General features: G+C 71.2%; 21 protein-coding genes and 1 pseudogene. 10 read left to right on the forward strand and 12 right to left on the reverse strand.

Annotation, left to right across the window (positions count from 1 at the left end; genetic code table 11):
* Positions 1–506: 506 nt before the first annotated feature.
* From ACIBEC_RS29500 to ACIBEC_RS29515, 4 genes are all read right to left on the reverse strand, one after another.
* Positions 507–1,301 carry a hypothetical protein gene (locus tag ACIBEC_RS29500; protein WP_360506407.1) on the reverse strand — a complete coding sequence of 265 codons (795 nt, stop codon included), beginning with the start codon at positions 1,299–1,301 and terminating at the stop codon, positions 507–509.
* Positions 1,298–1,624: a hypothetical protein gene (locus ACIBEC_RS29505; protein ID WP_360506404.1), complete on the reverse strand. Its 327-nt coding sequence runs from the start codon at positions 1,622–1,624 to the stop codon at positions 1,298–1,300. Before ACIBEC_RS29505 ends, ACIBEC_RS29500 begins: the two co-directional genes overlap by 4 nt.
* Positions 1,625–1,965: 341 nt before the next feature.
* Positions 1,966–3,381: a glycoside hydrolase family 16 protein gene (locus ACIBEC_RS29510; protein WP_360506401.1), complete on the reverse strand. Its 1,416-nt coding sequence runs from the start codon at positions 3,379–3,381 to the stop codon at positions 1,966–1,968.
* 737 nt (positions 3,382–4,118) lie between these two features.
* Positions 4,119–4,880 carry a helix-turn-helix domain-containing protein gene (locus ACIBEC_RS29515; protein WP_360506398.1) on the reverse strand — a complete coding sequence of 254 codons (762 nt, stop codon included), beginning with the start codon at positions 4,878–4,880 and terminating at the stop codon, positions 4,119–4,121.
* 211 nt (positions 4,881–5,091) lie between these two features.
* Here ACIBEC_RS29515 and ACIBEC_RS29520 point away from each other — a divergent pair, with 211 nt between their 5' ends.
* From ACIBEC_RS29520 to ACIBEC_RS29535, 4 genes and pseudogenes are all read left to right on the forward strand, one after another.
* Complete coding sequence (locus ACIBEC_RS29520; protein WP_360506395.1) at positions 5,092–6,090, forward strand: alpha/beta hydrolase; 999 nt, start codon at positions 5,092–5,094, stop codon at positions 6,088–6,090.
* 473 nt (positions 6,091–6,563) lie between these two features.
* Positions 6,564–6,635: pseudogene (locus tag ACIBEC_RS29525) on the forward strand (hypothetical protein); the annotation flags it as partial.
* A 41-nt stretch (positions 6,636–6,676) separates the two neighbouring features.
* Positions 6,677–7,864: an NAD(P)/FAD-dependent oxidoreductase gene (locus ACIBEC_RS29530; protein ID WP_360506392.1), complete on the forward strand. Its 1,188-nt coding sequence runs from the start codon at positions 6,677–6,679 to the stop codon at positions 7,862–7,864.
* A 990-nt stretch (positions 7,865–8,854) separates the two neighbouring features.
* Positions 8,855–10,636, forward strand: a complete 1,782-nt coding sequence (locus tag ACIBEC_RS29535) for a GAF domain-containing protein (RefSeq protein WP_360506386.1) — start codon at positions 8,855–8,857, stop codon at positions 10,634–10,636.
* 146 nt (positions 10,637–10,782) lie between these two features.
* Here ACIBEC_RS29535 and ACIBEC_RS29540 read toward each other — a convergent pair whose 3' ends face one another.
* The 7 genes from ACIBEC_RS29540 to ACIBEC_RS29570 all read right to left on the reverse strand — a co-directional run bounded on the left by ACIBEC_RS29540 (position 10,783) and on the right by ACIBEC_RS29570 (position 17,967).
* Entirely contained in the window at positions 10,783–11,775 is a 993-nt protein-coding gene (locus ACIBEC_RS29540; RefSeq protein ID WP_360506384.1) for an Acg family FMN-binding oxidoreductase, read from the reverse strand.
* A 16-nt stretch (positions 11,776–11,791) separates the two neighbouring features.
* Positions 11,792–12,076 (reverse strand): SHOCT domain-containing protein, encoded by a 285-nt coding sequence (locus ACIBEC_RS29545; RefSeq protein WP_360506381.1) that lies wholly within the window; start codon positions 12,074–12,076, stop codon positions 11,792–11,794.
* 124 nt (positions 12,077–12,200) lie between these two features.
* Positions 12,201–12,878: a response regulator transcription factor gene (locus ACIBEC_RS29550; protein ID WP_360506378.1), complete on the reverse strand. Its 678-nt coding sequence runs from the start codon at positions 12,876–12,878 to the stop codon at positions 12,201–12,203.
* A 255-nt stretch (positions 12,879–13,133) separates the two neighbouring features.
* Positions 13,134–13,583 (reverse strand): SHOCT domain-containing protein, encoded by a 450-nt coding sequence (locus tag ACIBEC_RS29555; RefSeq protein WP_360506375.1) that lies wholly within the window; start codon positions 13,581–13,583, stop codon positions 13,134–13,136.
* 34 nt (positions 13,584–13,617) lie between these two features.
* The gene (locus ACIBEC_RS29560) at positions 13,618–15,228 is read right to left on the reverse strand and encodes a sulfatase-like hydrolase/transferase (RefSeq protein WP_360506372.1); all 1,611 of its coding nucleotides are present in this window, start codon (positions 15,226–15,228) and stop codon (positions 13,618–13,620) included.
* 125 nt (positions 15,229–15,353) lie between these two features.
* A complete protein-coding gene (locus ACIBEC_RS29565) occupies positions 15,354–16,661 on the reverse strand; it encodes a cation:proton antiporter (RefSeq protein ID WP_360506369.1) in 1,308 nt (435 codons plus the stop codon).
* Positions 16,654–17,967: a hypothetical protein gene (locus tag ACIBEC_RS29570; protein ID WP_360506366.1), complete on the reverse strand. Its 1,314-nt coding sequence runs from the start codon at positions 17,965–17,967 to the stop codon at positions 16,654–16,656. The genes ACIBEC_RS29565 and ACIBEC_RS29570 overlap by 8 nt, the downstream gene beginning before the upstream one ends.
* A gap of 387 nt (positions 17,968–18,354) precedes the next feature.
* Here ACIBEC_RS29570 and ACIBEC_RS29575 point away from each other — a divergent pair, with 387 nt between their 5' ends.
* Positions 18,355–19,182 carry a YhjD/YihY/BrkB family envelope integrity protein gene (locus tag ACIBEC_RS29575; protein WP_360506364.1) on the forward strand — a complete coding sequence of 276 codons (828 nt, stop codon included), beginning with the start codon at positions 18,355–18,357 and terminating at the stop codon, positions 19,180–19,182.
* A gap of 152 nt (positions 19,183–19,334) precedes the next feature.
* On the opposite strand, the gene ACIBEC_RS29580 is transcribed toward ACIBEC_RS29575, so the two are convergent.
* A complete protein-coding gene (locus ACIBEC_RS29580; protein WP_360506361.1) occupies positions 19,335–19,667 on the reverse strand; it encodes an STAS domain-containing protein in 333 nt (110 codons plus the stop codon).
* A 328-nt stretch (positions 19,668–19,995) separates the two neighbouring features.
* Here ACIBEC_RS29580 and ACIBEC_RS29585 point away from each other — a divergent pair, with 328 nt between their 5' ends.
* From ACIBEC_RS29585 to ACIBEC_RS29605, 5 genes are all read left to right on the forward strand, one after another.
* Positions 19,996–20,349, forward strand: coding sequence for a hypothetical protein (locus ACIBEC_RS29585; protein ID WP_360506358.1), 354 nt, complete (start codon positions 19,996–19,998; stop codon positions 20,347–20,349).
* Between the two features lie 88 nt (positions 20,350–20,437).
* On the forward strand, positions 20,438–21,775 hold the full coding sequence (locus ACIBEC_RS29590; protein WP_360506412.1) for a DUF2252 domain-containing protein: 1,338 nt from the start codon (positions 20,438–20,440) through the stop codon (positions 21,773–21,775).
* Positions 21,776–21,855: 80 nt separating this feature from the next.
* Complete coding sequence (locus ACIBEC_RS29595; protein WP_360506355.1) at positions 21,856–23,433, forward strand: MFS transporter; 1,578 nt, start codon at positions 21,856–21,858, stop codon at positions 23,431–23,433.
* Between the two features lie 108 nt (positions 23,434–23,541).
* Positions 23,542–24,006, forward strand: coding sequence for a DUF6325 family protein (locus ACIBEC_RS29600; protein ID WP_360506352.1), 465 nt, complete (start codon positions 23,542–23,544; stop codon positions 24,004–24,006).
* A gap of 55 nt (positions 24,007–24,061) precedes the next feature.
* Positions 24,062–24,349, forward strand: a complete 288-nt coding sequence (locus tag ACIBEC_RS29605; RefSeq protein ID WP_360506349.1) for an SHOCT domain-containing protein — start codon at positions 24,062–24,064, stop codon at positions 24,347–24,349.
* Positions 24,350–24,427: the final 78 nt, after the last annotated feature.

Here is a 24,427-nt window from a genome sequence, read left to right on the forward strand (position 1 = left end):
AAAAGGAATCTCCAACCCCAGGAAGTCCTGAGGCCGGGGATGTCAACATATCTGGCGTTGACTTTTGGCACGCTGTTGAGTTCTCAAGGAACGGATGCTTCCTTCGGGCCGCCTTCCAGCGGGCCCTCCGGGCTTCGTTCTTTCGTGTTTCCAGCTTATCAGATGTTTTCCGCTCCGTTTCCGGGGCTTCCTTCATCCAAATTGCCGGTGTCTTCCGGGGCTTGACGCCCTGTCCGACGTTTCAAACTCTAGCCGACCTCCGCTCCGAAAAGCGAATCCAGCCGCAATCCGATAAAACGAACACGCCGAATAAGAACCGAGTCGCGACAAGACACGACTCAGCCCGAACCGGGAATCGGTGTTTCAGGGGATTGGCCGCTCCGGGACCGTCCGCGCAGATGCGTGTCCGGTGCTCCCATGTCGAGCGACTGGGAGACAGTACTCCTATTCCGCACCCGACACAAAATGCTCCGTCGGCGGGCGGTGGCAGGCCACCGCCCGCTCAGTCACCTCTCGCCTGCGCGGTCGAGGTTCAGACAGAGCGCCCGAACGTCGGAGTAGGTGTTCGGCGAGGGTGAGCCACCGACGTGGATGTCGGCCATCCAGTACGCGGGCGTCGTGCTGCCGTCACTGACCGGGTTGCCGTCGGAGTCGCTGGGGTAGCTCCCGGTGAGGTGGGTGCCCTGCGAGCCCGCCTTGCTGAAGTCGGTCGTCGTCACCTTGCCTCCGCTGACGGCGGCACCGCCGCTGACCAGGACGTCGTGCGTCCGTCCGTTGCCGTGCCCGCCATCCGGGTCGTCGCAGCCGACCGTCGCCGTCTGGTGGGTGCCTGCGACCTCCGGGCCGCTCAGCCCGCGGAAGTGGACGGTCGTGGTGATGTTCCGGACGTTGACGTCGTCGCCGCTGCAGATCGCGTAGGCGTACGTCATGTTGCCGCTGTCGCGTCCGCCGCCGATTCCGCCGACGGCGCTCCCGGAGTCGGGGTTGGTCTCCCTGTCCGCGGCCGCCTTCCTGCCGTAGTCGTGCGCGGCATTGTTGAAGGTGGGGAAGGTGGCGATCGGCTTGAAGGTGCCGGTGTTGCCCGGTGTCAGCAGGGCACCGCCGCCGAGCAGGACCGTGTTGGCAGGGCAGGTCGCCGTCACCAGGCCCACCGTGGTCGCGGTGGTGGGCGTGTTGGCCTTGTTCATGACGACCTGGGTGTGGTTGATCAGGCTGCTGGTGAAGCACACCGCGTACGGGGTGGTGGAGAACGAGGAGTTGACCTGCCCCCCGCTGGCGCCCTTCGCGATCGAGTACGTCACGTCGGTGCCGACGATCCGGTCGAACCGGTGTACTCGGCGGAACCGTCCGCGCTGGGTTCGATGCCCATGACGTGGTTGCCGTTCACTCCCGCGCCCGTACCGATGGCCTGGTTGATGCCGCCACCGGAGACGAGCCCACCGGTGCAGTGAGCGCTCGTGGAGATCGAGGAGTCGGCGCCTGCGGGCCCGAGGGTGGCCCCGGGGGTCCGCACCGTGACGCCCACCGTGTTGGCGTAGGCGGCCCCCGGCGCCGCCACGACCAGAAGGGCGCCTACGACCACTGTCTTTCCTGCGGCGAAGCGCCACAGGGACTTGTCTGCCACCGAGTTCGTCCTCTCGAGATTTCACCGTGCGGAGAACCGCGAAGAAGCAGTGCCGGCCGGAGCCGGGAGACCGTGACGCTGGGTTACGGGCCGATTGAAGCAGCGGTCCGGACACGCCCGCGACTGGTGCCGAGCACAAGACGACGGGCTCTTCACTGGGTGATCGAACAGGCCGGTACGGCAGGCAGTTGCCGTCGGCGGCGCCGGTGCGCCACCGCGCGACCCGCAGGTCGCTGGTCGCTGGTCGCTGGTCGCGCAACGCGCAACGCGCAACGCGCAACGCAACGGCCCGGCCTCGCGGTGGGAGTCCGCGAGGCCGGGCCGTTGCCGGGATGGTCGGGTCAGTGCTGCCAGACCCGCACGTAGTCGACCTGCATGTCGGCCGGAGTGACGGCCGGGTACTTGGAATCGACCGCGTTGTTGAGGATCAGGTACATCGGCGCCGCCGTGATGCCGGTGGTGATCTGCCCGACCTTCACACCGTCGTAGTAGTACGTGACCGAGCCCGGCGCCCATTCCGCGCCGTAGGTGTGCCATCCACTGAAGTCGCCGTGCGCGCACCCGCCCGGGCCGCCGGCGTCGGAGTGGAAGTGGTAGCAGGCCTCGCCACCCAGACCCTCCATCACGTCCATCTCACCGTCGGTCGGCCAGTTCTGACCGTCCGTCCAGAAGGCGGGCCAGTTGGCGACCTGCGAGCCGGACGGCGGCAGATAGATGCGGGCCTCGAACGCGCCGTAGGAGAACTGGGCCTTGCCGTTGGTGTTGATCAGACCTGACGTGTACGGATAGGTCTTGCCGTTCACGGTGGCCGGCTTCTGGACCGCCGCCAGGTGCAGGCTGCCGCCGCTCACCGAAACCTGGGACGGGGAGTACGCGGCGGACTCCTGGGAGTTCACCGGCTGAGTCGTGCAGGTGCTGCAGCCGAACCAGTTGGGATTCCACTTGGCGGCGTCGAGCGAGCTGCCGTTGAACTCGTCCGCGAAGACCGGGCGCCAGGCGCCCGAGATGCCCAGAGGTCCGGCGGAGGTGCCGGTCGTGGGGGCTGTCGTGGCGGTCGGCGACGGCGTCGCGGTGGCGGTGGCGGTGGCGGTCGGCGACGGGGACGCCGTCGCGGTGGTCGTCGGCGACGGCGAGGTGGTCGCCGTGGCGGTCGGTGACTGCGTGGCGGTGGCCGTCGGCGACGACGTGGCAGTCGTGGTCGGCGACGGCGTACCGGTCGCGGTCGGCGACGGCGTACCGGTCGCGGTCGGCGAGGCGGTGGCCGTTGCGGTAGCCGTTCCGGTAGCCGTGGGCGACGGGCTCGGTGCCGGAGCCGAGGAGGGGCGCGAGGTGAAGGTGTTCACCGGGCTCAGGTTGTGCCAGTGGTTGGCGCTCTCATACGCCACGAAGTACGTGTACGTGCCTGCCGGGAAGGTGCGGCTCTGCGGTGTGAACGTGAGCTCCGAAGAGGTCAGCGTCGCTGGGATCGCACCGCGGAAGTCGTAGTGGGCGCCGTCGGCCGACCGCACCGCGATGGTCAGCGCCTGGACCGAGGTCTGGCGGGTGGCATGCAGCTTGGCGGTGGCCGTGACCGGGCTGTCGGCGCCGGGACCGGTCGGCGTGATCGAGATGGAGTCGACCACCACCGGTTCCGTCTGCGTGGACGGCATGGCCCAGGCGGCCGCGCCGGTCCCGGTGGCAGCCAGCGCGATCCCGAGCGCGAGGAAACGGCGCCCGCCGGTGAGTGTGCTGCGGCGATGCTTCGAATGCTTGGCCATACGAGGGAGGACCCTTTCGCTCCCCCCTCGACTGTGGACTCGCAGCAGCCTGAAGGAGGGATGGTCCGTATGCAAGCCCAATGCCGCCACCGAATCGACGACATCGGTCACGCACCCGGGCCAAGTCCCCTGGTCGGGCGGGCTTTCGAGGCACCGCCATCGGCCGGCTGTGACATGTCGCACAGCCGGCCGATGGCCGAATCAGGAAGACCGGACCAAGATGGTCGTTATTGAGGCTTTCATCAGCATTTGTCCGTATCAACCGGAAAGCGCCGTTCGACGGCTTCGGCCCCGAACTGGCGGCCATGGTCACGAGGCCTGGCCGGACGCCATCAATTCGGCTTCCCCGTAATCCACTTGCCCGTGACGACCGACGCGGGGCCCGGTCGGTCACCCGGGTCACGGCCGCCGGATAGCACGGGACGTTCAGCCCCGAGCCGAACCCGATCTCCAGGACATCGCCCTCAAGACCCTCGCAGACCCTTCGCCGGAGATGCGCGGCCTCCTTCGTCCCACAGACGACGTTGACGATCCGCGGCACGACCTGACCGGCGAAGAACCCCATCACGACCTCCAGCCCTCATGCCCGCTCCGGCACCGAGCCGAGCCACCGGCGAAGCCCGTCGGACCGGCGAGAAGGCCCCGTCATCGCCTCCTCCAGCGAGATGCGACTGCGGATTCACGACGAAGACCCTGCCGAATCTGCCGCAGGCCCGACGGGAGCCACCTCCGAGCCTTCAGGCCGCGCCGCCGCGTGCCGGCCAGGCTGTGTCGTCGGCGGCCAGCCACGGCTCGTCCGCGGCAGCGCTGGGGGTTGTCCCGGTAAACACGCGGACGTCGTGGTGAAGGTGGGGCTGGTCGGCATAGCCACAGTCCGCCGCGACCTGCGCGGGGGTGTGTCCGCGGACTAGGCGGTGAACGGCCTGATCGAAGCGGACGAGCATGGCGGCACGTTTGGGTGTCAGGCCGATCTGCGAACCGAAACGCGACCACACGCGCTGGCGGCTCCACCCGGTCCTGGCTGCGAGATCGCTCACGCGGGTTCGACCGCGGCCGGCGACGATCTGACGCCAGGCCCAGGCCACCTCGGGATCGACCACCCTGCCGTCACGGAGCCGGGTGAACAGTTCTGTGTCGATCAGCGCGAAGCGCTCCGGCCAGGTTCGCGCATGGTGAAGCCGCTCCCGCAGGCGCGGCGTGTCGCGGCCCCACAGGTCGTCGAGTGTGACGACGCTCCCGCGCAACTCCGCGAGCGGGAGCCCGAGCACGGAGTGCGCAATGAGCGGAGACAGGCGAATCTGCACACACTCGATGCCCTCGGCACGCACCTGGAACGCGCTGAAGGCGAGCCCGGCGGCCAGGCTCGCCGCCCGCATTCGGCCGGCGGCACCGTGAATGCTGAACGGGCGGTCACCGAACTCGACAGCCACGGTGACGGCCGGGTGGGGGATGGCTCGCAGTTCGACTGGATTGTCACCGTGAATTCGGAACCCTGCCATGTCGACACCAGGCAGCGCGGTTTGGCGCGACGGTCGCGCGATCTCCCAGGCCGCAGTGGGACCTGCCCTTCCGCTAACCGGTCGCACGCCTCCACTGTACGAGCGGCTCGGCGGCGGGATCAACCATGCGCGAGGCGTGGACATTCCTCCAAGACACCTCGCGGCGGCCGTCGGCAGGGTGGTCACGCACAGATCGAGCGACGGAGGAGCCATGGACGAGACGACCACCCCGCAAGACCAACGCACCCACAGCCGCGCGGATCCGGCGCCGCGCGCCCCGCACGGACGGCGGGCAAGGAGGCGGCGGCGGATCACACTGCTGGCCGTCGGCCTGCTGGCCATCCTCCTCGCGGGCAACACCGTGTCAGTGCGCACGGAGACAGCCGAAGCGTCCGGCGAGCAGATCGTGCGCCTTCCCGGCGGGGACATCCACGTCGTGCAGGATGGGCCCCGCGACGCGCCCACAGTGGTGCTCCTGCACGGCCTGGGCGGCTCGACGGCATGGTGGGATCCAGTGCTGCCGGCATTGCGGGACCTGCACGTGGTGCGGGTGGACCTGCTAGGGCACGGCAGATCGGCCAAACCGGCCGATGGCTACCGCATCGCGGAGCAGGCCCGCCGGGTCGGGGCCGTACTCGATCGGCTCGGGGTGCGCCACGCGACCGTCGTCGGGCATTCGACCGGCGGCACCGTCGCCACGTCGCTGGCCGAACAGCGCCGCGACCTGGTGGCGGCGATCGGGCTGATCGACACCGGCCCGCGGTTGGACGCGTACATCGGCGACAGCTTCGCCAGCCATCTGGTGACCACCCCGGTGGTAGGTGAGCTGCTCTGGCGGCTGCGCACCGACGGCACGATCCGTGACGCGCTGAGCACCGCGTTCACCCGTAGGGTGGGGATCCCCGACCAGATCATCACCGATATCCGGGGCATGACCTACCGCAGCCTCACCGCGACCGACAAGGCGTCCTCCGCGTACATGAAGGAGGAGCCCATCCCCGACCGGGTCGCCGGGCTCGGCCTTCCGACGCTGGTCATCTTCGGCTCCCAGGACCGACGATGGCAGCCGTCCTCCGCCCAGGACTACCGCCGGGTTCCCCACGCCCGGATCGAGATGCTCGATGGTGTCGGCCACACACCGATGTTCGAGGCCCCCGACACCACCGGAGCCCTCCTGCACGGCTTCGCCCTCGAAGCCGCGCCACGCTGACCCGGCATCACCACTCACCACAATCTGAGATCTCTACCGAACCCGCGGTGCCTCTGTGTTCTGTCAAGCGGCGATGGGGAAGTGCGCGGCTCGTCGTTCGAAGGCCGGCATCCGGCCGTCCGGGCAGGGAAGATCCGTCGCCTGGTCGTCGGCGGTGTGCTGAGGCCGCCGAGATCCGGGCGGATTCTCCGGCACAAAGGTCATGCTTCGGAAGCCAATCACACGGTATCGGCGCTGAACATCATGCCAACCCGCGAAGTCACTCATATGAGCCAATGCATAGTCATGTCCGGTATCTCAGGCCCTACTTGAAGCTACGCTTCGACGCCTTGAGCAAGAGATCGGAAAGAGCTCGCACGGCCTCGGCAGGCGCCGGGCCGAGGCATTCACCCACGCAGGCAGGGGATTTGGTGACCGGCGAAGGAATTGACGGCAGTTGTCAGCGGACGGAGGTCGTCGTCATCGGCGCCGGCATGTCCGGAATCGCCGCCGTGATCGCACTGCACCAGGCCGGAATCGACGACGTCGTGCTGCTGGAGAAGACCGGCCGCCTCGGCGGTACCTGGCGTGACAACACCTATCCCGGATGTGGCTGCGACGTGCCGTCCGTGCTGTACGAGTACTCCTTCGCCCCCACTCCTGGAGCCGGTCCTTTGCCACCCAGCCCGAGATCCTCGGCTACCTCGAAGCCACCGCGGAAACGCACGGCGCCGAAAAGGCGATCCGCTACGGCACCGAAGTCCTCGCCGGTCACTGGGACTCGGACACCCACTTCTGGCACCTGAGCACCACGGCGGGCACCTGGACCGCCCGGGCGGTCATCGTCGCCACCGGCCCCTGGCACCGTCCCCGCTACCCCGACATTCCCGGGCTCGACGGCTTTCCCGGCGCTGTCTTCCACTCCGCCGACTGGGACCACGGCACCGACCTGACCGGACGCCGCATCGCGGTGGTCGGCACCGGAGCGTCCACCGTCCAGTTCCTGCCGGAGATCCAGCCACAGGCTGCCCACATCGACGTCTTCCAGAGCACACCACAGTGGGTACTGCCGAAACCGGACCACCCGCACTCCCCCCGCCTCCGCCGATTCCTCGAACGCCGCCCGGCGGCACGCCGCCTCCTACGCCGCCTGCAGCACTGGACGCAGGAGACGATTGGTGTACCCCTGCGTTACCCGAGAGTGCTGGCACCCCTGGAAGCCGTAGCCCGCCTCCACCTGCGTGCCGCCGTGCCCGACCCCGCGCTCCGCGAGGCCCTGACCCCGCGCTACCGCCTCGGCGGCCGCCGCCTGATCGCTTCCAGCACCTACTACCCCGCCCTCACCCAGCCCAACGTCCAGCTGCGCCCCACCCGCGTGACCGCAGTCCACGGCTCCCAGGTCATCGGAGCCGACGGCACCCGCACCACCGCGGACGCGATCATCCTCGCCACGGGTTTCCACGTCGGTGACCTCGCCCTGGCTCCTCGCCTGCACGGCCTCCACGGCACCGCCCTCGCCCGGACCTGGGCCGACGACCGCCGTGCCTACCTGGGCACAAGCATCAGCGGGGCCCGAACATCCTCACCGGCACGAGTGCGGTCCCGACCGTCGTCGAGGCACAACTCCGCTACATCACCGCCGCCCTCAACCACCTGTACACCAGCGGGAACACCGCACTGGACGTCACGCCGGAGGCTGAAGAGGCACACCACAACGCCCTCCAGCACGCACTCCGCGGCACCGTGTACAACACCACCGGCGGCTCCGGCTACTACTTCGGACTCCCGGGCGTGAACACCTTCTGCTGGCCCTGGTCCGCCGGCAGGCTGGTCAAGCGCCTGCACACCTTCATCCCGGACACCTACATCTGGACCAAACAGCAGTCTGAACCGCGTACCGGCAGGCCCGCCGGAGGAGCAGTAGTTCCACCCCCGGCCTCGCGGCAGCGCGCTCACCGACTCACCGCCGACAACCGCACCCCGTAGGAGCGGTCCCAGGCCCTACAGGAAGACCGTAACCATTAGTCACGATCTTTCCCAACTCGCCGATAATGCAAGGAAATTACCGGCTCTACATTGCACTCCGCGCCCGGTGGGCAGCGATCAGATCTCGGCACCAGGCGTACGAGGCCTTCGGCGTGCTCATCCACGACGACATGTAGGCTGGCTGGGCCTCCGGGAGGAGCTTCTCCGGCGGCGGCTTCCGCAGGGCGTACCGCCGCAGCGCCCCTGTCCAGCTATTCATCATCGCGCCGCCCGCGCGGGATGGGGAGCAGCAACGCGGCCACGAAGACCACCACTATCAGGCCGATGACCACCAGGTTCGCCCCCGAGATCGACTGCGGACGGGATCTGGCGTCACTCTCGCCCCGCAGCTACGCGTCGGCACCCGCGGTGAGCCGAACGGGCCGGTCCCCGCCGCGGGCCGGCGGACGGGACTACCGACGCGGGCAGCGCAGCCGTGGTGCGTCGGCGGGGAGAGGTCCACCCCGTGCCGATCCGGCGGCCGGTGACCTCGGCGGGGCGGATGCGCACCCACAGGGGCCGGGAGCCGCCGGCCCATGGCGTGGCGCCGGGCAGGGTGGAGCGCCGCTGCGGCTCGTCCGGGTCGTCGAGGCGGATCCGGCGGTTCCGCTCGCACTTCCAGCGTCTCCCGGGCCGCAGCCGTCGCCAGGGGCCCGGTGGGGTGCTCCCGCTGGGCCGATGGGCCCCTTGCGCCCGCCCGGTCGGGGCGATCGCGCCTACGCTGGTCAGTGGGTATCGGGGGCGAGCCAGGGAGGATCCCTTGGGCAGCGCGTCGGAGACCAGCCCGTCGGAGACCAGTGCTTCGGCGTCGGGCGCCCCCGTGCCGAAGCTACGACTGGACGAGCTCCTGGAGGAACTGCAGTCCCGGCTGGACGCCGCCCGCGGCACCCGTGACCGGGTGCACAGCCTGCTGGAGGCGGTGCTGGCGGTCGGGCGCGACCTGGAACTGTCCCAGGCCCTGCAGCACATCGTGGAGGCGGCCGTCACCCTGGTGGACGCCGAGTACGGTGCGCTCGGCGTGATCGGCGAGGACCAGCGGCTGTCGCAGTTCATCCCGGTCGGGGTCACCGACGACCAGGTCAAGCTGATCGGTGACCTGCCGTCCGGGCATGGCATCCTCGGCGAACTGATCCGTCATCCCGAGCCGCTGCGGCTCAGCCGGATCTCCGACCACCCGGCGTCCTACGGGTTCCCGGCAAGACACCCCCCGATGAGCAGCTTCCTGGGGGTGCCGATCCGGATCCGCGACAAGGTGTTCGGCAACCTCTACCTGACCGAGAAGCGCGGCGGCGGCGACTTCGACGACGAGGACGAGTCGGTGCTCGCCACCCTGGCCGTCGCTGCCGGGGTGGCCATCGACAACGCCCGGCTCTACGACCGGGCCCGGCGGCGGCAGCGCTGGCTGGAGGCCAGTGCCGAGGTGACCAAGGCCCTGCTGTCGGGCAGCGCGGAGCAGGAGGTGCTGGACCTGCTGCTCGCCCGGGCGACCGAGATCGCCGGCGCGGACCTTGCCGTCGTCGCCGTGCCTCTGCCGGAGACCGGCGAGCTGGAGGTGCGGATCGCCGTCGGCCTGGGCGAGCGGGAGCACAGCGGTCTGGTACTGCCCATCGAGGGCTCGCTCATGGGGGCGGCCCTCCGTACCGGCGGGCTCGTGGTGAGCCCCGACGTCCAGCACGACCCGAGGATCACCGCCGGTCCGCCGCGCTGGCAGGGCCTGGGCCCGGCCCTCGCCATCCCCATCGGCACCACCGCGCACGGGATCCGGGGCGTGCTGCTGCTGGCCCGGGCGGCCGGTGCGCCGCTGTTCGAGGAGGGCGAGGCCGGGCCGCTGCTGGGCTTCGCCGGCCAGGCGGCGGTGGCGATGGAGCTCGCGGAGCGCCGCCGGGACTCCGAGCAGGTGGCGTTGCTGCAAGAACGCGACCGGATCGCCCGCGACCTGCACGACCTGGCCATCCAGCGGCTCTTCGCCACCGGGATGACCCTCCAGGGCGCCACCCGCTTCATCACGCACCCCGAGGCCACCGACCGGGTCCTGCGCGCGATCGACGACCTGGACGAGACCGCGAAGACCATCCGCGCCACCATTTTCGGCCTGCGCCTTCGGGAGAAGGGCCCGGCGGCGAGCGGCCTGCGCACCCGCGTCGTCGAGGTCGTCGAACGCGCCGCCCGCGCCCTCGGCTTCGCCCCGGCCCTGCGGATGACCGGCCTGCTCGACGTCACCGTCCCCGCCGAGATCGCGGACGCGGCCGTCGCCGTCCTGGAGGAGGCCCTGTCCAACGCCGCCCGCCACGCCCGGGCCCACGTCGTCGACGTCTCGGTGGCCGCCGGAACCGACCTGACCCTCACCGTCACCGACGACGGCGTCGGCCTTCCCGAAGGCGTCGGCCTTCCCGAGGGCGTCGGCCTTGCCGAGGGCGATCGCCGCAGCGGGCTCGCCAACCTGGCCGACCGCGCCGCCGCCCTGGGCGGCACTTTCACCGCCCGACCCCGCCCCGAGGGCGGCACCGAGCTGGTCTGGCGGGTCCCGCTGCCGAAGATCTGAGAACACCTGGTGAAACGATCTTCGACCAGGGCGGGCGGGGTACGGGCCACTCGCCGTCAACGACTGTCTGCGCGTTGGCACGGCCCCGTGACGCGCCCCGACCGGTGTGCGCGCTGATCCGACGAGAACGGTCGGCCGGGCCCTGGCTAGCAGCCCGAAGCCTTCGGCTCGATCACGGCATCGGATGGCAGTCGGGGTGTGGGGGCGCCCTCGGGGCCGTAGCCGATGCGGATCAGGATCTGGATGTAGCCGGGGCCCCGGTGCGGGTCGCGGGCTTCCCAGCGCAGGTAGGGCCACTCCATGGCCTGGTGCAGCATGGAGGCCCGGACGCCGTGGGCGGTGGCGGTGAGCAGGACGTGTTCCAGGGCGAGGCCGGCGCGCAGCCAGTCCCGGGGCGTGTCGTGCGCGGTGGCGAGGACGGCGATGCGGGGCTCGGCTTCGAAGGTGGCGGGGGCCTGGTGCTCGGCGGCGTGGAGGGCGGAGAAGTCACGCATCGGCAGGTGGCCGGACAGGTCCTGCGGGCCGAGCGCGTCGGCCGGGATGCCGTAGGGCGGTGCGTCGCCGGTGCGGATCCAGCTGCGGCTCTCGGCGCGCCGGGCCTCGTCGGTGGTGTTGCGGCGCTCGGCCTCGGCGGTGAGGTGGAGCAGTCGGGCGGTCTCGTCGGGGCCGGGCAGGTGGAGCACGGCGTCCTCGGACCGAGCGTCGGCGGCGAGTTCGTCGAGGACGGCCGGGGGCACGGGCTTGCCGGTGAACGGTGTGCGGATGGTGTGGCGGTGCCAGATCGCCTCGTACAGCTTGTCCGCGACCCGGAGCGGCACGGCAGCCAGCGTGTCGAGCCGGACGGTGGCCAACAGATCCGGTTCGGCCGGGTCGGGCAGCAGGCGCACGTCGGGGGCCCAGCCGAGGTGACGTGCGGCGACCCGCAAGTTGAGGACGGCGGCGCCGACGGAGATGTGCAGCGCCCGGCCCTGCGGGTCGGCGGCCGGGACGGCCCGGCTACGGTCAGCCCGGACCTCCAGGGTCAAGGTGTCCGGCTGGAGCCGGAAGCGCCAGGGCTGGCTGTTGTGAATCGAGGGTGCGGCGACCGCCGCGGAGACAAGCTTCTCCAGCGTGGGGGCGTCGAGGGCGAGGGTGGTCATGACCGCCTCCATGACGTCAGGCGGGCGGGTCGCCGCCGCGCAGGGTGTCCGGACGGGTGCGGTACTCGTCGGGGTCGATCCCGCCGCGGGCGAGGCGTTCGGCGAGCAGCTGTTCCGGGGCGGGCCGCTGCGGCGGCGCGGTCGGCGGGACCGGTGCCGTCGGGCTGTGCAAAGCCGTCCGTCCCGGGTGCCGGACCAGGGCGATCACGCCGAGGATCACGAGCGCCCAGAAGAGCGGCATGCCCACAGTCATCGGGCCGATTCCCCAGCCGTTCATGCCGTGGCCGTTCCAGTACGTCATCGCCGTCTCCTCAGCCGTGACGGGAGGTCCGTCCCCTCCACCGTGCGGCCGGGACCGTGCTCACTGCTTGGGCCGTTCGGCTCTACCTCCGGGCCCACCCGGGCCCCGTCCGGGCCCTGTCGGCTCAACGCGGGCGCTGGTGGTGCTGCTCTGACTCCTCCGCGTGGGCGGCGATGACGGCGGCCTGAAGGCGTCGCTCGACGCCCAGTTTGGCGAGCAGCCGCGAGACGTGGTTCTTCACGGTCTTCTCGGCGAGGTACAGCTCCTGGCCGATCTGCCGGTTCGTCTTGCCCTCCCCCACCAGGGCGAGGATCTCCCGCTCGCGCGGGGTGAGCCCGGCGAGGGCCGCGTCGGACTCGCTCTCCTCGTGGTGGCGCAGGCTCTCCATCAGCTTGCGGGTGGTGGCCGGGTCGAGCATCGACTGGCCGGAGGCCACCGTGCGGACGGCGCTGACCAGGTCGGCGCCCTTGACCTGTTTGAGGACGTAGCCGGCTGCCCCGGCCATGATCGCGTCGAGCAGGGCGTCGTCGTCGTCGAAGGAGGTCAGCATCAGGCAGACCAACTTGGGCATCCGGTCGCGCAGTTCCCGGCAGACGGTCACCCCGTCGCCGTCCGGGAGCCGTACGTCCAGCACGGCGACGTCCGGACGCAGTGCGGGCACCCGGGCGAGGGCCTGGGCGCAGCTGTCGGCCTCGCCGACGACCTCGATGTCTTCCTCCGCCTCCAGGAGGTCGCGAACGCCCCGGCGGACGACCTCGTGGTCGTCCAGCAGGAACACCCGTACGGGCTGGGGCGTGTCCATGGCTCGCTCCCGGTGTGCGCGGTCGATGACACCACCGATTCTGCGCGTCCGCGCCGCGGGGCGCACCGGGTCAGCCACGCGGGACGACGGCGACCGGGCACCAGGCGCGGTGGATCACCGCCCGGGTGACCGGGCCGGGCGCCGCGCCGGGCACCGGTCGTGCTCCGGCTGGCCTGGGTCGAGCAGCAGCCGGCCGGTCGGCACCCGTCGTTCGTGCACCGGCCGGCCGGCTGACCGCGTCCTCCCCGACATCGATCAGCCGAGGATCCTGTCCTTGGCGCGCTGGTACTCCTCGTCCGTGAGCTTGCCGGTGTTGTGCAGTTCCGCGAGCCTGGCCAGCTCGTCGGTGGGGGTGGAGGTGGAGGGGGCCGGCGGGCTGCCGGCCGCCTCGCGTACGTACGAGCGGAACTCCGCCTCGCGCTCCTGCGCCGCCTTCAGCTCGCGCAGGCCCATGCCCTTGCCCCGGGCGATGAGGTAGATGAAGACCCCGAGGAAGGGCAGCACGAGCACAAAGACCGTCCAACCCGCCTTGGCCCAGCCGCTCAGCGAGTCGTCCCGGAACAGGTCGCCGAAGACCCGGAAGAGCAGCATGAACCACAGGATCCAGAGGAAGACAAGGCAGGTGGTCCAGAAAATGTTGAGCACGGGGTAGTCGGCCGCGAGGCTTGTGGGCGTGTACGGGGCCGTGTAGGGGATCGTGTACATGGGCGTGTCCTGTTCGTGAGTCGGGGATCTGCGGTCAGGGGCGGGCCGCGGCCCCGGCGGGCGCGGGCTGGTCGGTGTCGCCGTGCCAGGTGGGCCAGCCGAGCAGGCGGGGGCGTTCGGTGACCCAGGCGCGTGTGTCGGGACCGATCTCGGCGGTGATGAGGCCCTCCAGCCGGCTGCTGTAGCGGGCGACGAGGTCGCGGTGGGCCGGGTCGGCGGCGAGGTTGCGCATCTCGTCGGGGTCTTCCACGCGGTCGTAGAGCACCACGTCGTTGTGCTCGTGGAGCGCTTCGGGGCTGGCGGGGCGGTTGGGGTTGAGCGGGGAGAAGTAGCGGCCGAAGGTGTAGCGCTGGTCGAGGTAGCCGCGCAGGAATCCGCGCTTGTTCCAGTCCGGGCGCAGGTCCCCCGACTGGATCCGCGCAGGGGCTTGCGGGTCGGCGAACTCGAACCAGAACCCGGCGTCCAGGGTGGTGATCGACTCGACGGCGGTGAGCACTCCCTCGCGGACCGCCGTCCCCTCCAGCGCCGGCACCAGGGAGTGACCGTGCAGGGCGGGGAACCGGGTCCGGTCCAGCCCGGCGAACTCCAGGAGGGTGGGCGCCAGGTCGACCGCGGAGGCGAGCGCCTCGGTGCGGCCCCCGCCCGCCACGTCGGGGTGGCAGAGCAGGAACGGAACGTGGAGGTTCTCGTCGTAGACCAGGTTGCCCTTCTGGCGCAGGCCGTGGCTCCCGGCCATCTCGCCGTGGTCCGAGGTGAAGACGACCACGGTCCGGTCGGCCTGGCCGGAGGCCTCCAGCGCGTCGAGGACGAGTTCGATGCTGCGGTCGACGTCCCGGATGGCGTTCAGGTAGAAGTTGAGGCCGTCGTACCAGTGCCGGTCGTCGGCGACGGGCCCGAACACGGTGTCGAGCATCCGGGCGTACTCGCCTACCGCCGGTGCCGCGCCGGACAGATCGTCCCGCAGGCTGGCAGGAAGGTCGAACTCCCAGCGGCGTTGGTAGATCGGGACCTCGGCGGCCGCGCGCGCCACCACGGCGTGCGCGAGCCCGAAGGGCAACTGCACCTGGGGGGAACCCCCGTAGTCGAAGCTCATGATGTCGTGCGGGTTGACGAAGTTGACGGCCATGAACCAGGGCCGGTCGGGCGCCACGACCGGCGCCCGGTTGCGCAGCCACTTCACGGCCTGGCCGGCGATCACCGGGTCGATCTTGAGCCCGGCCCAGGCGCCGCCGTCGATGTCTCCCCAGTCGTTGAACTCACTGAACCCGTAGGGCTCCAGGGCATCGGTGGTCGGTTTGGGGTTCTGCGGCGTGACGTACGCGTTGGAGAGATGCCACTTCCCCTGGTAGGTGCAGTAGTAGCCGGCCTGGCGCAGCATCGTGCCGAGGGTGCCCAGCTCAGGGTTCAGCGGGCGGATGTAGGGCATGTTGTCGTTGTCGTAGATCTCGGTCAGCGGCAGATGTTGCCCGGTGTAGATCACGGACCGCGCGGAGCTGCACATGGCCGAGGCGGTGTAGTACCGGTCGAAGGTGTGGCCGCGTTCGGCGAGCCGCTCCCTGGCGGGAAGGGTGAAGCCCGGTGGACGCGGAACCGCGGCCCGCTCCTCGTCGGTGACGATCAGCAGGATGTTCGGACGACGGGTCATGGCCACCTGCTCTGTGCGCGCGGGATGGTGCGGTTCGTCGAATCTAGGTCCGACACTCGAAGGCACATCGCCAGGACGTGGCCGACCGGGTCTGATCGGGTGAGGTATGACACCGGACGGCGGACTCACCCCGCCGGTGAGCCGGTCGGGTCGACCCGGCGGCGCCGGATCGCGGGCGGCCTGCGAGCGCTCTCGCGCAGGCCCGGGTCACGCTCGGCGGCGCGCTCGTACCAGCGGCCGTAGCGGTCCGAGAGCACCACCGCGGACACCCCGTGCAGGATCACGCTGAGGCCGACGGTGACCGCGACCACCCGGCCGATCAGTTCCACCCCCGGGACGTGCTGCTCCGCGACCAGCAGCCCGAGCACGACCGAGGCCAGACCTCGCGGCCCGAACCACCCGACGTAGGCCACGGTGGGCGCCTTCAGCCCGGTTCCGGCGAGGGAGAGGGCGACCGGGACCATTCTGACCACGGTGAGACTGAGCACGGCGTAGCCGACGATGCGCCAGCTGAGGTGCTCCAGTGCCGGGCCGAGCAGCACGGCGCCGAAGACCAGCAGGCTCAGCAGGGCCAGCAGGTTGCCCAGGTCCTCGGCGAGGTCGGCGGTGTCATCACGGTCCGGCACCGCCCGCCCGCTACCGCGCATCGCGTACGCGAAGGCGAACCCGGCCACCCAGGCCGCGATGAAACCGCTTCCGTGGGTGACCGTGGCCAAGCCGTAGGACGCCGCGGCCACCGCGAGGACGAGGAGCTGGCGCCATACCCTGGTGATCCAGCCGTGTTCGCGCGACCACCGCAGCAGCCGGCCGCCACCACCCCCGACCGCCAGGCCGAGGACGGTGCTGAGCAGCAGCGCCCTCCAGAAGGTCCCGTCGGCCCCCTCCTCGGCGTACGGCGTGCCGGGGATCGCCGCCAGGAAGAGCACGAAGAACGGCAGCACCATGCCGTCGTTGAGCCCGCTCTCCACGTTCAGTGCCTGGCGCACCAGCCCCGGCACCCGGGGGTTGGCGATCGCGCTGCTGCCGAGCGCCGCGTCGGTAGGGGCGAGGACGGCACCTACCAGCGCGAGCTCCCACCCGGTGAGCCCGGGCAGCAGCGGCCAGGCCAGCAGCCAGCCCAGTGCGATGCTGGGCACCAGGCCGATGCCGAGCAGTCGGCCCGGTAGGGCGGCGCCGGTGCGCAGGTCCCCGGGACGCACGGCCATGGCGTCGGTGAACAGCACCAGGGTCAGGGCGGCTTCCAGGAGTGTGAGCAGCGGTCCGCGGTCGTGTCCCACGCTGATCAGGTCGAGGCCGACCGGCCCCAGCAGGATGCCGGCCCCGACGAACACGATGGCCGCGGACACCGGCGTGCCCGCCAGCCGTCGCGAGCCGAGCGCGTAGGCGGCGGTGACACCCGCCACCGCCACCCCTGCCCACCCGACGTCACTCACCGGTCCGGCGACTTTCGCCCACCCGTCCGGACGCGGCGAGCAGCGCCAGGACGGCGAGCACCGCGAGGAGCACCAGGACGAGCAGCAGCACGGTCAGCACGGTCGGGTGGTTCCACAGGGCGAACACCAGGGCCAGGACCAGCACGGCAGCGAGGACGAACCAGCGGCGGTGGGCCTCGGTCCAGGTGCCGGCCCGTCCGGTGCGCACCCCGTGGGCGTCGCCCCAGCGGGCCGCGGAGTCCGCGGCGGCGTCCGCCCGGCCGCGGACGGCACGGGGGAACCGTCCCGCCCCGGACAGGTACGCGCCGAGCGCCACCACCACGCCGAGCACGATCGCGGTGCGCAGGCTGATCCGCAGGAAGTGGAGCAGCCTGTCGAAGATCGCCGCAGCCGCAGCCGGGGACTGCACGGCCGGGGGCAGGTGGTCGAGGTAGTAGTGCCGGGCGATCACCAGGGCGATGGCCACCACCAGGCAGGCGCCGGCCGCACCGAGGGCGGTGGTCACCAGGGCCCGGCGCTTGCGCCGCGCCAGCAGGACGCCGATCGCGCCGAGCAGCACGGTGAGGACGGGCATCCAGTTGCCGACCACGTCGAGCGCGTGCGCGGCACCGCGGATCTTGCCCAGCTTGTCGGACTGGAAGAGCACCAGCTGCTTGTTCACGTCCGGGATCTTCGCGGCCGGGGACACCCCCGCGGCCACCAGCTCCTCCTTCAGCCGGTCGACGGCCGTCCCGACGTCGAGGGTGACCGTGCCGTCGGTGACGCCGACCGCGCCCCGGCCGTGACCGGTGAGGGCGTGGACCACGGCCGCGTGGGCGGAGCGGTTGGCCTGCGTCCACACCGTCGCGAACGCGTCGCTGTGCACGACCTGCGTCGCGGCCTTGGTGACCACCTGGTCGACGGCGTCGTCCAGTTTCGGCCCGAGTGCCTTGACGGCGGAGGCGGCCTTGGGGGGCAGGCCCTGCGACTGCAGCCAGGCGGCCAGGTCGGAGGCGACCGCCGGGCCGTCCACCTTGACGTCCACCGCGTGGGTGAGCCGGTTGACCGCGGCGTCCTGGACGGCGGGGTCGGTCGCCAGCGGAGCGACCGTGGCGACGTACTGGTCGGTGTCCAGTGCGATGTCGTGCACCCAGACGGTGAGCAGCGAGACCGGCACCAGGATGCAGGTCAGCGTGATCAGCACGGCCGAGACCGTGCTCATGACGATCCGCCCGGCCAGGGCGGGGCGCCCGGCGCCGGAGGGCGAGCCACCGTTGCCCGCCTCGCCCGTCCCCCGTGCGGACGGAGGCTCTGGCGGCTCGTTCATCGGATCTCCCAGCTCTCCGCGCGGCCGTGGCACCGCTGACCACCATTGCCCCGCAGAGCCCGGCCACCGGCACCCCGGGGAGGGCCGTCCGGAGGAGGTACGGCCGTATGGCTGCGCGCTCCCGGGAGACCTCGACCGGGCTGCGCCCCGGGGACCGGACCCGCCCCTGGCAGGTGAACCCCCGGGGCCGTTTCGCCGAACGGCGGGCCGCCCGCCATGCCGAACGCCATCGCGCTGCCCAGTGTTGGACGGAACCCGGAGTGCCGGCGCCGGTAACGGACCGCAGCGGCGGCCGGAGGTGCCGACGGCGATCGGAGGGATTGCGCAGTGGCGGAACAGCGTGGTCAGCCGGGGCGCGCTCGCTGGATCCGTGCCAGATCCGCCTGGATGCGGGGGCGGACGGCCACCCTGCGCGACGCCCCGTTCCCGCGCCGACTCGCGGCGCAGCTGATCCACGTCACCGTCCTGGACACCGCCACCCGCCTCGCGGCGCAGACGTTCCTCACCGCCATCCCGGTGCTGTTCGTGCTGTCCGCTTTGATGCCCCAGGAGGTGCGCAGCAGCGTCTCGGACTCCCTGCGCACCGTCCTGGGGCTCCAGGGTGCCTCGCTCGACGAGGTGAAAAGGGTGCTCCAGACCAGCCAGACCGCCACCGCTGATGCCTTCGGCGCCGTCGGAATCGTGGTGACCCTGCTCTCGGCCACGAGTTGCAGCCGTGCCCTGCAGCGTCTGTGTGAACGGAGCTGGCACCTGCCCCACCTGGCAGGGCGGCTGGCGGCATGGCGATGGCTCGCCTGGCTGCTCGTGTGGCTCACCGCCCTGACCGTCCAGGGACGGGTACGGGCCGGATTCGGGGTGGGCGACGGCCTCGGGGTGGTCCTCTACCTGATCACGGCCGCTCTTCTCTGGTGGTGGACGCAGCACCTGCTGCTCGCGGGCCGGGTCCCCTGGCTCCCCCTGCTTCCGGGGGCCGTGCTGACCAGTGCCGCGCTGACGGCGCTCGCCTGGGCATCGCGGCTCTACATCCCCCGCTCGCTGAACCGCAGCGTGGCGCAGTTCGGCCCGCTCGGCATGGTCTTCACCCTGCTCAGCTGGCTCATCGTGATGTTCACGGCCATCACGCTGGGGATCGCCGGCGGGTACGTGGTGGCGGGCCAGGGCCGACTGGCCCGGCTGCTGGGGACTCCGAATCCGGGCCCGGCGGACGAGGAATGACGGTCCCCGCACGGCCGCGGCCGTGCGGGGACCCGGATGGTGCGGGGCGCGTCGGTGGCGCTGCTGGTCCTGACACGGACTCCTTCGGGTAGCGGCCACCTGGCCCGGAACAGGAGACGGGAAGCGGGAGACGGAAGAGAGGAAAAGCCGGTTCAGAGGGGCTCCGGGGAGAGGGCGGCCGCCGGGCTCCGGACCGGCGCCGGTGGAGCCGACAGGAGATCGGCGACCCGGAGCAGGGCGAGGATGCGCTGGAACCCCGGCCGGATGCCGATGAGACGGAACTCCGCGTGATGGACGCCGCAGACCCGGCGGGCCTGGAGGAGGGCTCGCACACCGGCCGCGTCGCAGAAGGTGAGGCCCTCGACGTCGAGGTCCAGCCGATGCGGACGAGCCGCGAGGGCCCCGGCGACGGCATCTCCCACGAGCGCCGTCGTCGCTATGTCGAGTTCGCCTTCCAACGACACCGACGCGGTGTCCCGGGACATGCTGGCCCTGGTGCGGAGTAGGTCGTCGTCTCTCATCACGATCGCCCCGGAAGCTCGGCTGATGGAAAGGCCTCGGAACGGTGGCCCTACGTCCACCGTAGGACCGGGCCTGTCAACCGGTCGTGGGCCGACCGGACCGCATCAATGGCCCGAACGGCCTTGACCCGTGAGGAACTTGACTCCGCTCTGGAGCATCACCGTCACACACGGTCCCACTGCCGTCCGACCCGCGATGTATGGGCCGAACGGCCCATGGCGCCCCGGCCGTCTTCTGCGAACGTCGGAAGGGAGGATCGTCCCATCGCACTCACCGAAGGAGGCGGGACCAATGCCCGGCATCCACCACCGGATATCACGTCTCACCGTCGCGCCGGGCTCCACCGAGCTCGGACGTGTCGACTGGCTCGTCCTCGGTTCCTCGGCGCTCGTCGCCGGCGCGGTCGCGCACGCTCTGTCGGGCGTCGTCGCGATCACCAAGGACATGGTGCGCCCCGCTCCCCAGCGTGCGTCCGGGTCGGACCGCGCCGCGCCCCCTGCCGGCTCCAACGTCAACGAGCGGGACGGCTGGATCCTCATCAGCACCCTGTTCGTCATCGTCGGCGCGATGGCGCACGCCGTCGCGCGCGTCGTCGAGAGCACCAGGACGGTCGTGCACCCGACCGACCCGCAGCTGCGGTCATGACGCCCACATCGCCCGGAGAATGCACCCGATCGGCCGCCTCGGGCGCCCGGCTCGGCCGGTGCGCGGCGACACTGGCCAGATGGAACCGATGACCACCGACTCCGTCGCAGCGGGGCGGCAGGCCCGCAAGCGCCTGCCACGCTCGGCCCTCGGGAGCTGGGCCCCTGCACCGGAGCGAACCGACCCCGTCGAAATCCTGGAGCAGCAGGCCGCCTCCCGCGTCCCGGAGCTGGTCCCGATCCGGTACGGCCGCATGGCCGCATCCCGGTTCGCCTTCCTGCGGGGCGCACCCGCCATCCTGGCCGCGGACCTCGCCGCCTCCCCGAACACCGGGCTTACCGTCCAGCTCTGCGGGGACGCGCACCTGTGCAACTTCGGTCTCTTCGCCTCGCCCGAGCGCGCTCTGCTGTTCGACCTCAACGACTTCGACGAGACCCTCCCGGGCCCGTTCGAGTGGGACGTCAAACGCCTGGCCGCCAGTGTCGCCGTGGCCGCGCGCGAGAACGACGAACCGGACGCGTCCGCGTGGGCCGCGGCCCTGGCATCCGCCCGGGCGTACCGGATCGCCATGCGACGGCTCGCGAGCCTGGGCGAACTCGACGTCTGGTACGAGCGGGTCGACACCGCCGACCTCCTGCCACAGGTCCAGGTGCCGAAGTACCGCAAGCGCGTCAAGGGCGCCCTGGCGAAGGCACGCGGGCGCACCAGCCTGCAGGCCCTGGCCAAGCTCACCGAGCCGGGCCCGGACGGAGAGCCCCGCATCGTCCACGACCCGCCGCTGCTCGAACCGGTGGACCCGCAGGACATTCCCCGCCTCCACCAGATCCTCACGGACTACCGCGCCACCCTCCCCGACGAGCGGGCGGCGCTCCTGGACCGCTTCGAGCTGGTCGACGCCGCCCGCAAGGTGGTCGGCGTGGGCAGCGTGGGCACACGCTGCTACATCGGCCTCTTCCGGGGACGACTCACCGGCGAGCCGCTCGTCCTCCAGGTGAAGGAGGCGGAACGCTCGGTGCTGGAGCCGCACCTCCCGCCCAGCCTCCACCGGCACCAGGGGCGGCGGGTGGTCGACGGACAACGCAGGCTCCAGGCCGCCAGTGACATCTTCCTGGGCTGGGCCACCGGCCCGGCGGGCCGCGACTTCTACTGGCGGCAACTGCGGGACATGAAGGGCTCCGCCGTGATCGACGGCATGCCCCGGTCCCTCCTGGAGCAGTACGCCGACCTGTGCGGCCGCACTCTCGCACGCGGCCACGCTCGCACCGGGGACCGCATCGCCGTCGCCGCCTACCTGGGTGCCGGCGACGCGTTCGAACGGGCCGTCGCCGACTTCGCGCTCGCCTACGCCGAGCAGACCCGCTCCGACCACGCCGCACTCACCGCCGCGATCGCCGACGGTCGGATCACCGCACGGGCCGGGGTGTGAACGGGCCACGCCACGCCGAGTCGGCCGGGCCGCCTCCCGAAGGCGCGACCGGCCGGTGGAAGCCGCTGTACATCCTCGGCATGGCGCAGTTCCTCATGGTGCTGGACGCCTCGGTGATGAACGTGTCGATCAGCCAACTGGTCAGCGACTTCGACACCGAGGTCACGGCGATCCAGGCGGTCATCACCCTCTACACGCTGGTCATGGCCGCCTTCATGATCACCGGCGGGAAGCTCGGCGACATGTTCGGCCGCCGCCGCGTGTTCGGCCTCGGGCTCGTCGTCTACGGCGTCGGATCGGCGCTGACCGCCGTCGCGCCCACGCTGTGGGTGCTGGCACTCGGCTGGTCCGTCATCGAGGGCTTCGGGGCCGCCCTGGTCCTCCCAGCGCTCGCCGCCCTGGTGGCCGGCACCTATCGGGGCCGGGACCGGGCCATCGCCTACGGAGTCATCGGAGGCCTCTCCGGCGCGGGGATCGCCGTGGGCCCCCTGCTCGGCGGGTGGGTGACCACCTACCTGACCTGGCGCCTGGTGTTCGCGGGCGAGGTCGTACTCGTCGTGGTCATCCTGCTCCTCATGCGGTGGATCGAGCCGCAGCCCCTGCCGGAGCAGCGGCCACGGCTGGACCTCGGCGGCGTGGTCCTGTCGGTCGCGGGACTGGCCCTGGTGGTGCTCGCCGTCCTGCAGAGCAGTTCCTGGGGGTGGCTCCGTCCCCGCAACCCTCCTTTCACGGTGTTCGGGTTCTCCCCCACGGTCTTCGTCATCGCACTGGGCATGGCCCTGCTCGTCCTCTTCCACGCCTGGGAGGTACGCCGGGCGGAGCCGCTGGTGCGGTTCAGCCTGTTCGGCATCCCCAGCCTGCGCTCGGGCCTGTACATGCTGTTCAGTCAGAACACCATCCTGCTGGGCCTGTTCTTCGCCATTCCGCTCTATCTCCAGGTGGTCCTGGGTCTGGACGCCTTCGAGACCGGACTGAGGCTGTTGCCCGTGTCGGTCACGATGCTCGTCTCGGCGATGAGCGGTCCCCTGCTGGGCAGGTTCGCGTCCCCGCGCACCGTGGTGCGGGCCGGCCTGCTGGTGCTGGTCGCTGCGACGCTGTGGCTGCTCGGCACGATCCAGCCCGAACTCGACGACCTCTCCTTCGCACTGTCGATGGCACTCCTGGGACTCGGCATGGGCCTGCTCGCGTCCCAGCTGGGCAACGTGGTGCAGTCCAGCGTCGGCGAGGCCGATCGCAGCGAGGTCGGCGGACTGCAGTACACCGCCCAGAACCTCGGCTCGTCCCTGGGCACCGCGCTGATCGGCTCCATCCTGATCGGCGCCCTGGCGAGCGCCTTCACGGCCGCGCTGGCCAAGGACCCGGCGGTCTCGGACACGGTGCGCCAACAGGCCGGAATCACCATGGAATCGGGCCTCCAGTTCGTTCCGGCCGACCAGGCCGCCGCTGCCCTCGCCCAGACGTCGATCCCGCCGGACGAGGCGGCCGCCGTGGTCACGTCCTACCAGGCCGCCCAGCTCGACGGCCTGAAGGTCGCGGTCCTGGCCGCCGCCGGGATCACGCTGAGCAGCTTCGCGTTCACCGGCCGGCTGCCCGCCACCAGGATCAGCGGCGGCGCGTCCGCCCGCTCCGCCGGTACGCGTCCCCGCCGTGCCCCGTGAGGCCGCGATGTCGTCGACCGCGCGGCCCGAACGGCCTGGACCACAGTCCGGGACACGCCGTAGCGATCCCGGGCCACACTCAACAACCCCCCTTTCAAAGGAGTTGCCATGAGCACTTCTCCCGCCGAAGAATTCAACGAGCTCGGCCCGATCGACTACCTGATCGTCGAGTTCCCCGGCACCCGTCTGACCGGTGAGGGCATGCCCCTGCTCCTCGACCTGGTCGAGCGAAGCATCATCCGGATCCTGGACCTGACCTTCGTCAAGAAGGAGTCGGACGGCTCCTTCACCGCGCTGGAGGTCGCCGACCTGGACGGCGACGGACAGCTCGACCTCACGGTGTTCGAAGGGGCCTCGTCGGGCCTGCTGGGCGACGACGACATCAGCGAGGCGGCGAAGGCCCTGGAGCCCGGGAGCTCAGCCGCCGTCCTCGTCTACGAGAACCTGTGGGCCGCTCCCCTGGCAGCCGCCCTGCGCCGCGCCGGCGCCCAGTTCGTCGCCGGAGGCCGGATCCCGGTCCAGTCCGTGCTGGCGGCGCTGGAAGCCGTCGAGGCCACCGACGGTTCGGCCTGACCCCGCACATCCCGCATATCCCGCATATCCCGCACCATCGAAAAAGGAGGATCCGATGCCCGGACTGCTTCGAGGAGTGGCCCGCACCGCCGTGGTCGCCGGAACGGCGACGGCCGTCTCCAACCGCGTCTCGCGGCGGCAAGCCGGCCGGTGGGCCCAGCAGGACGCGCCGGCCGCACCAGCCGCACCAGCCGCCACCTACCAGGCACCCCCGCCGGCTGCGGCCCCCAGCAGCACCGACAGCACGATCGACCAGCTCCAGAAGCTCGCCGCCCTCAAGGAGCAGGGAGTGCTGACCGAAGCCGAGTTCGCCGCCCAGAAGGCGAAGATCCTCGGCGCCTGACCGTCCGAGGCGGAGCTGACGGCCGGAGCGGGGAGCACCTGCCGAACGCACCGACCGGCGTCCCTCAGCCCCGGCCGC

The sequence above is a fragment of the Kitasatospora sp. NPDC051164 genome (assembly GCF_044455625.1).
Taxonomy (GTDB): domain Bacteria; phylum Actinomycetota; class Actinomycetes; order Streptomycetales; family Streptomycetaceae; genus Kitasatospora.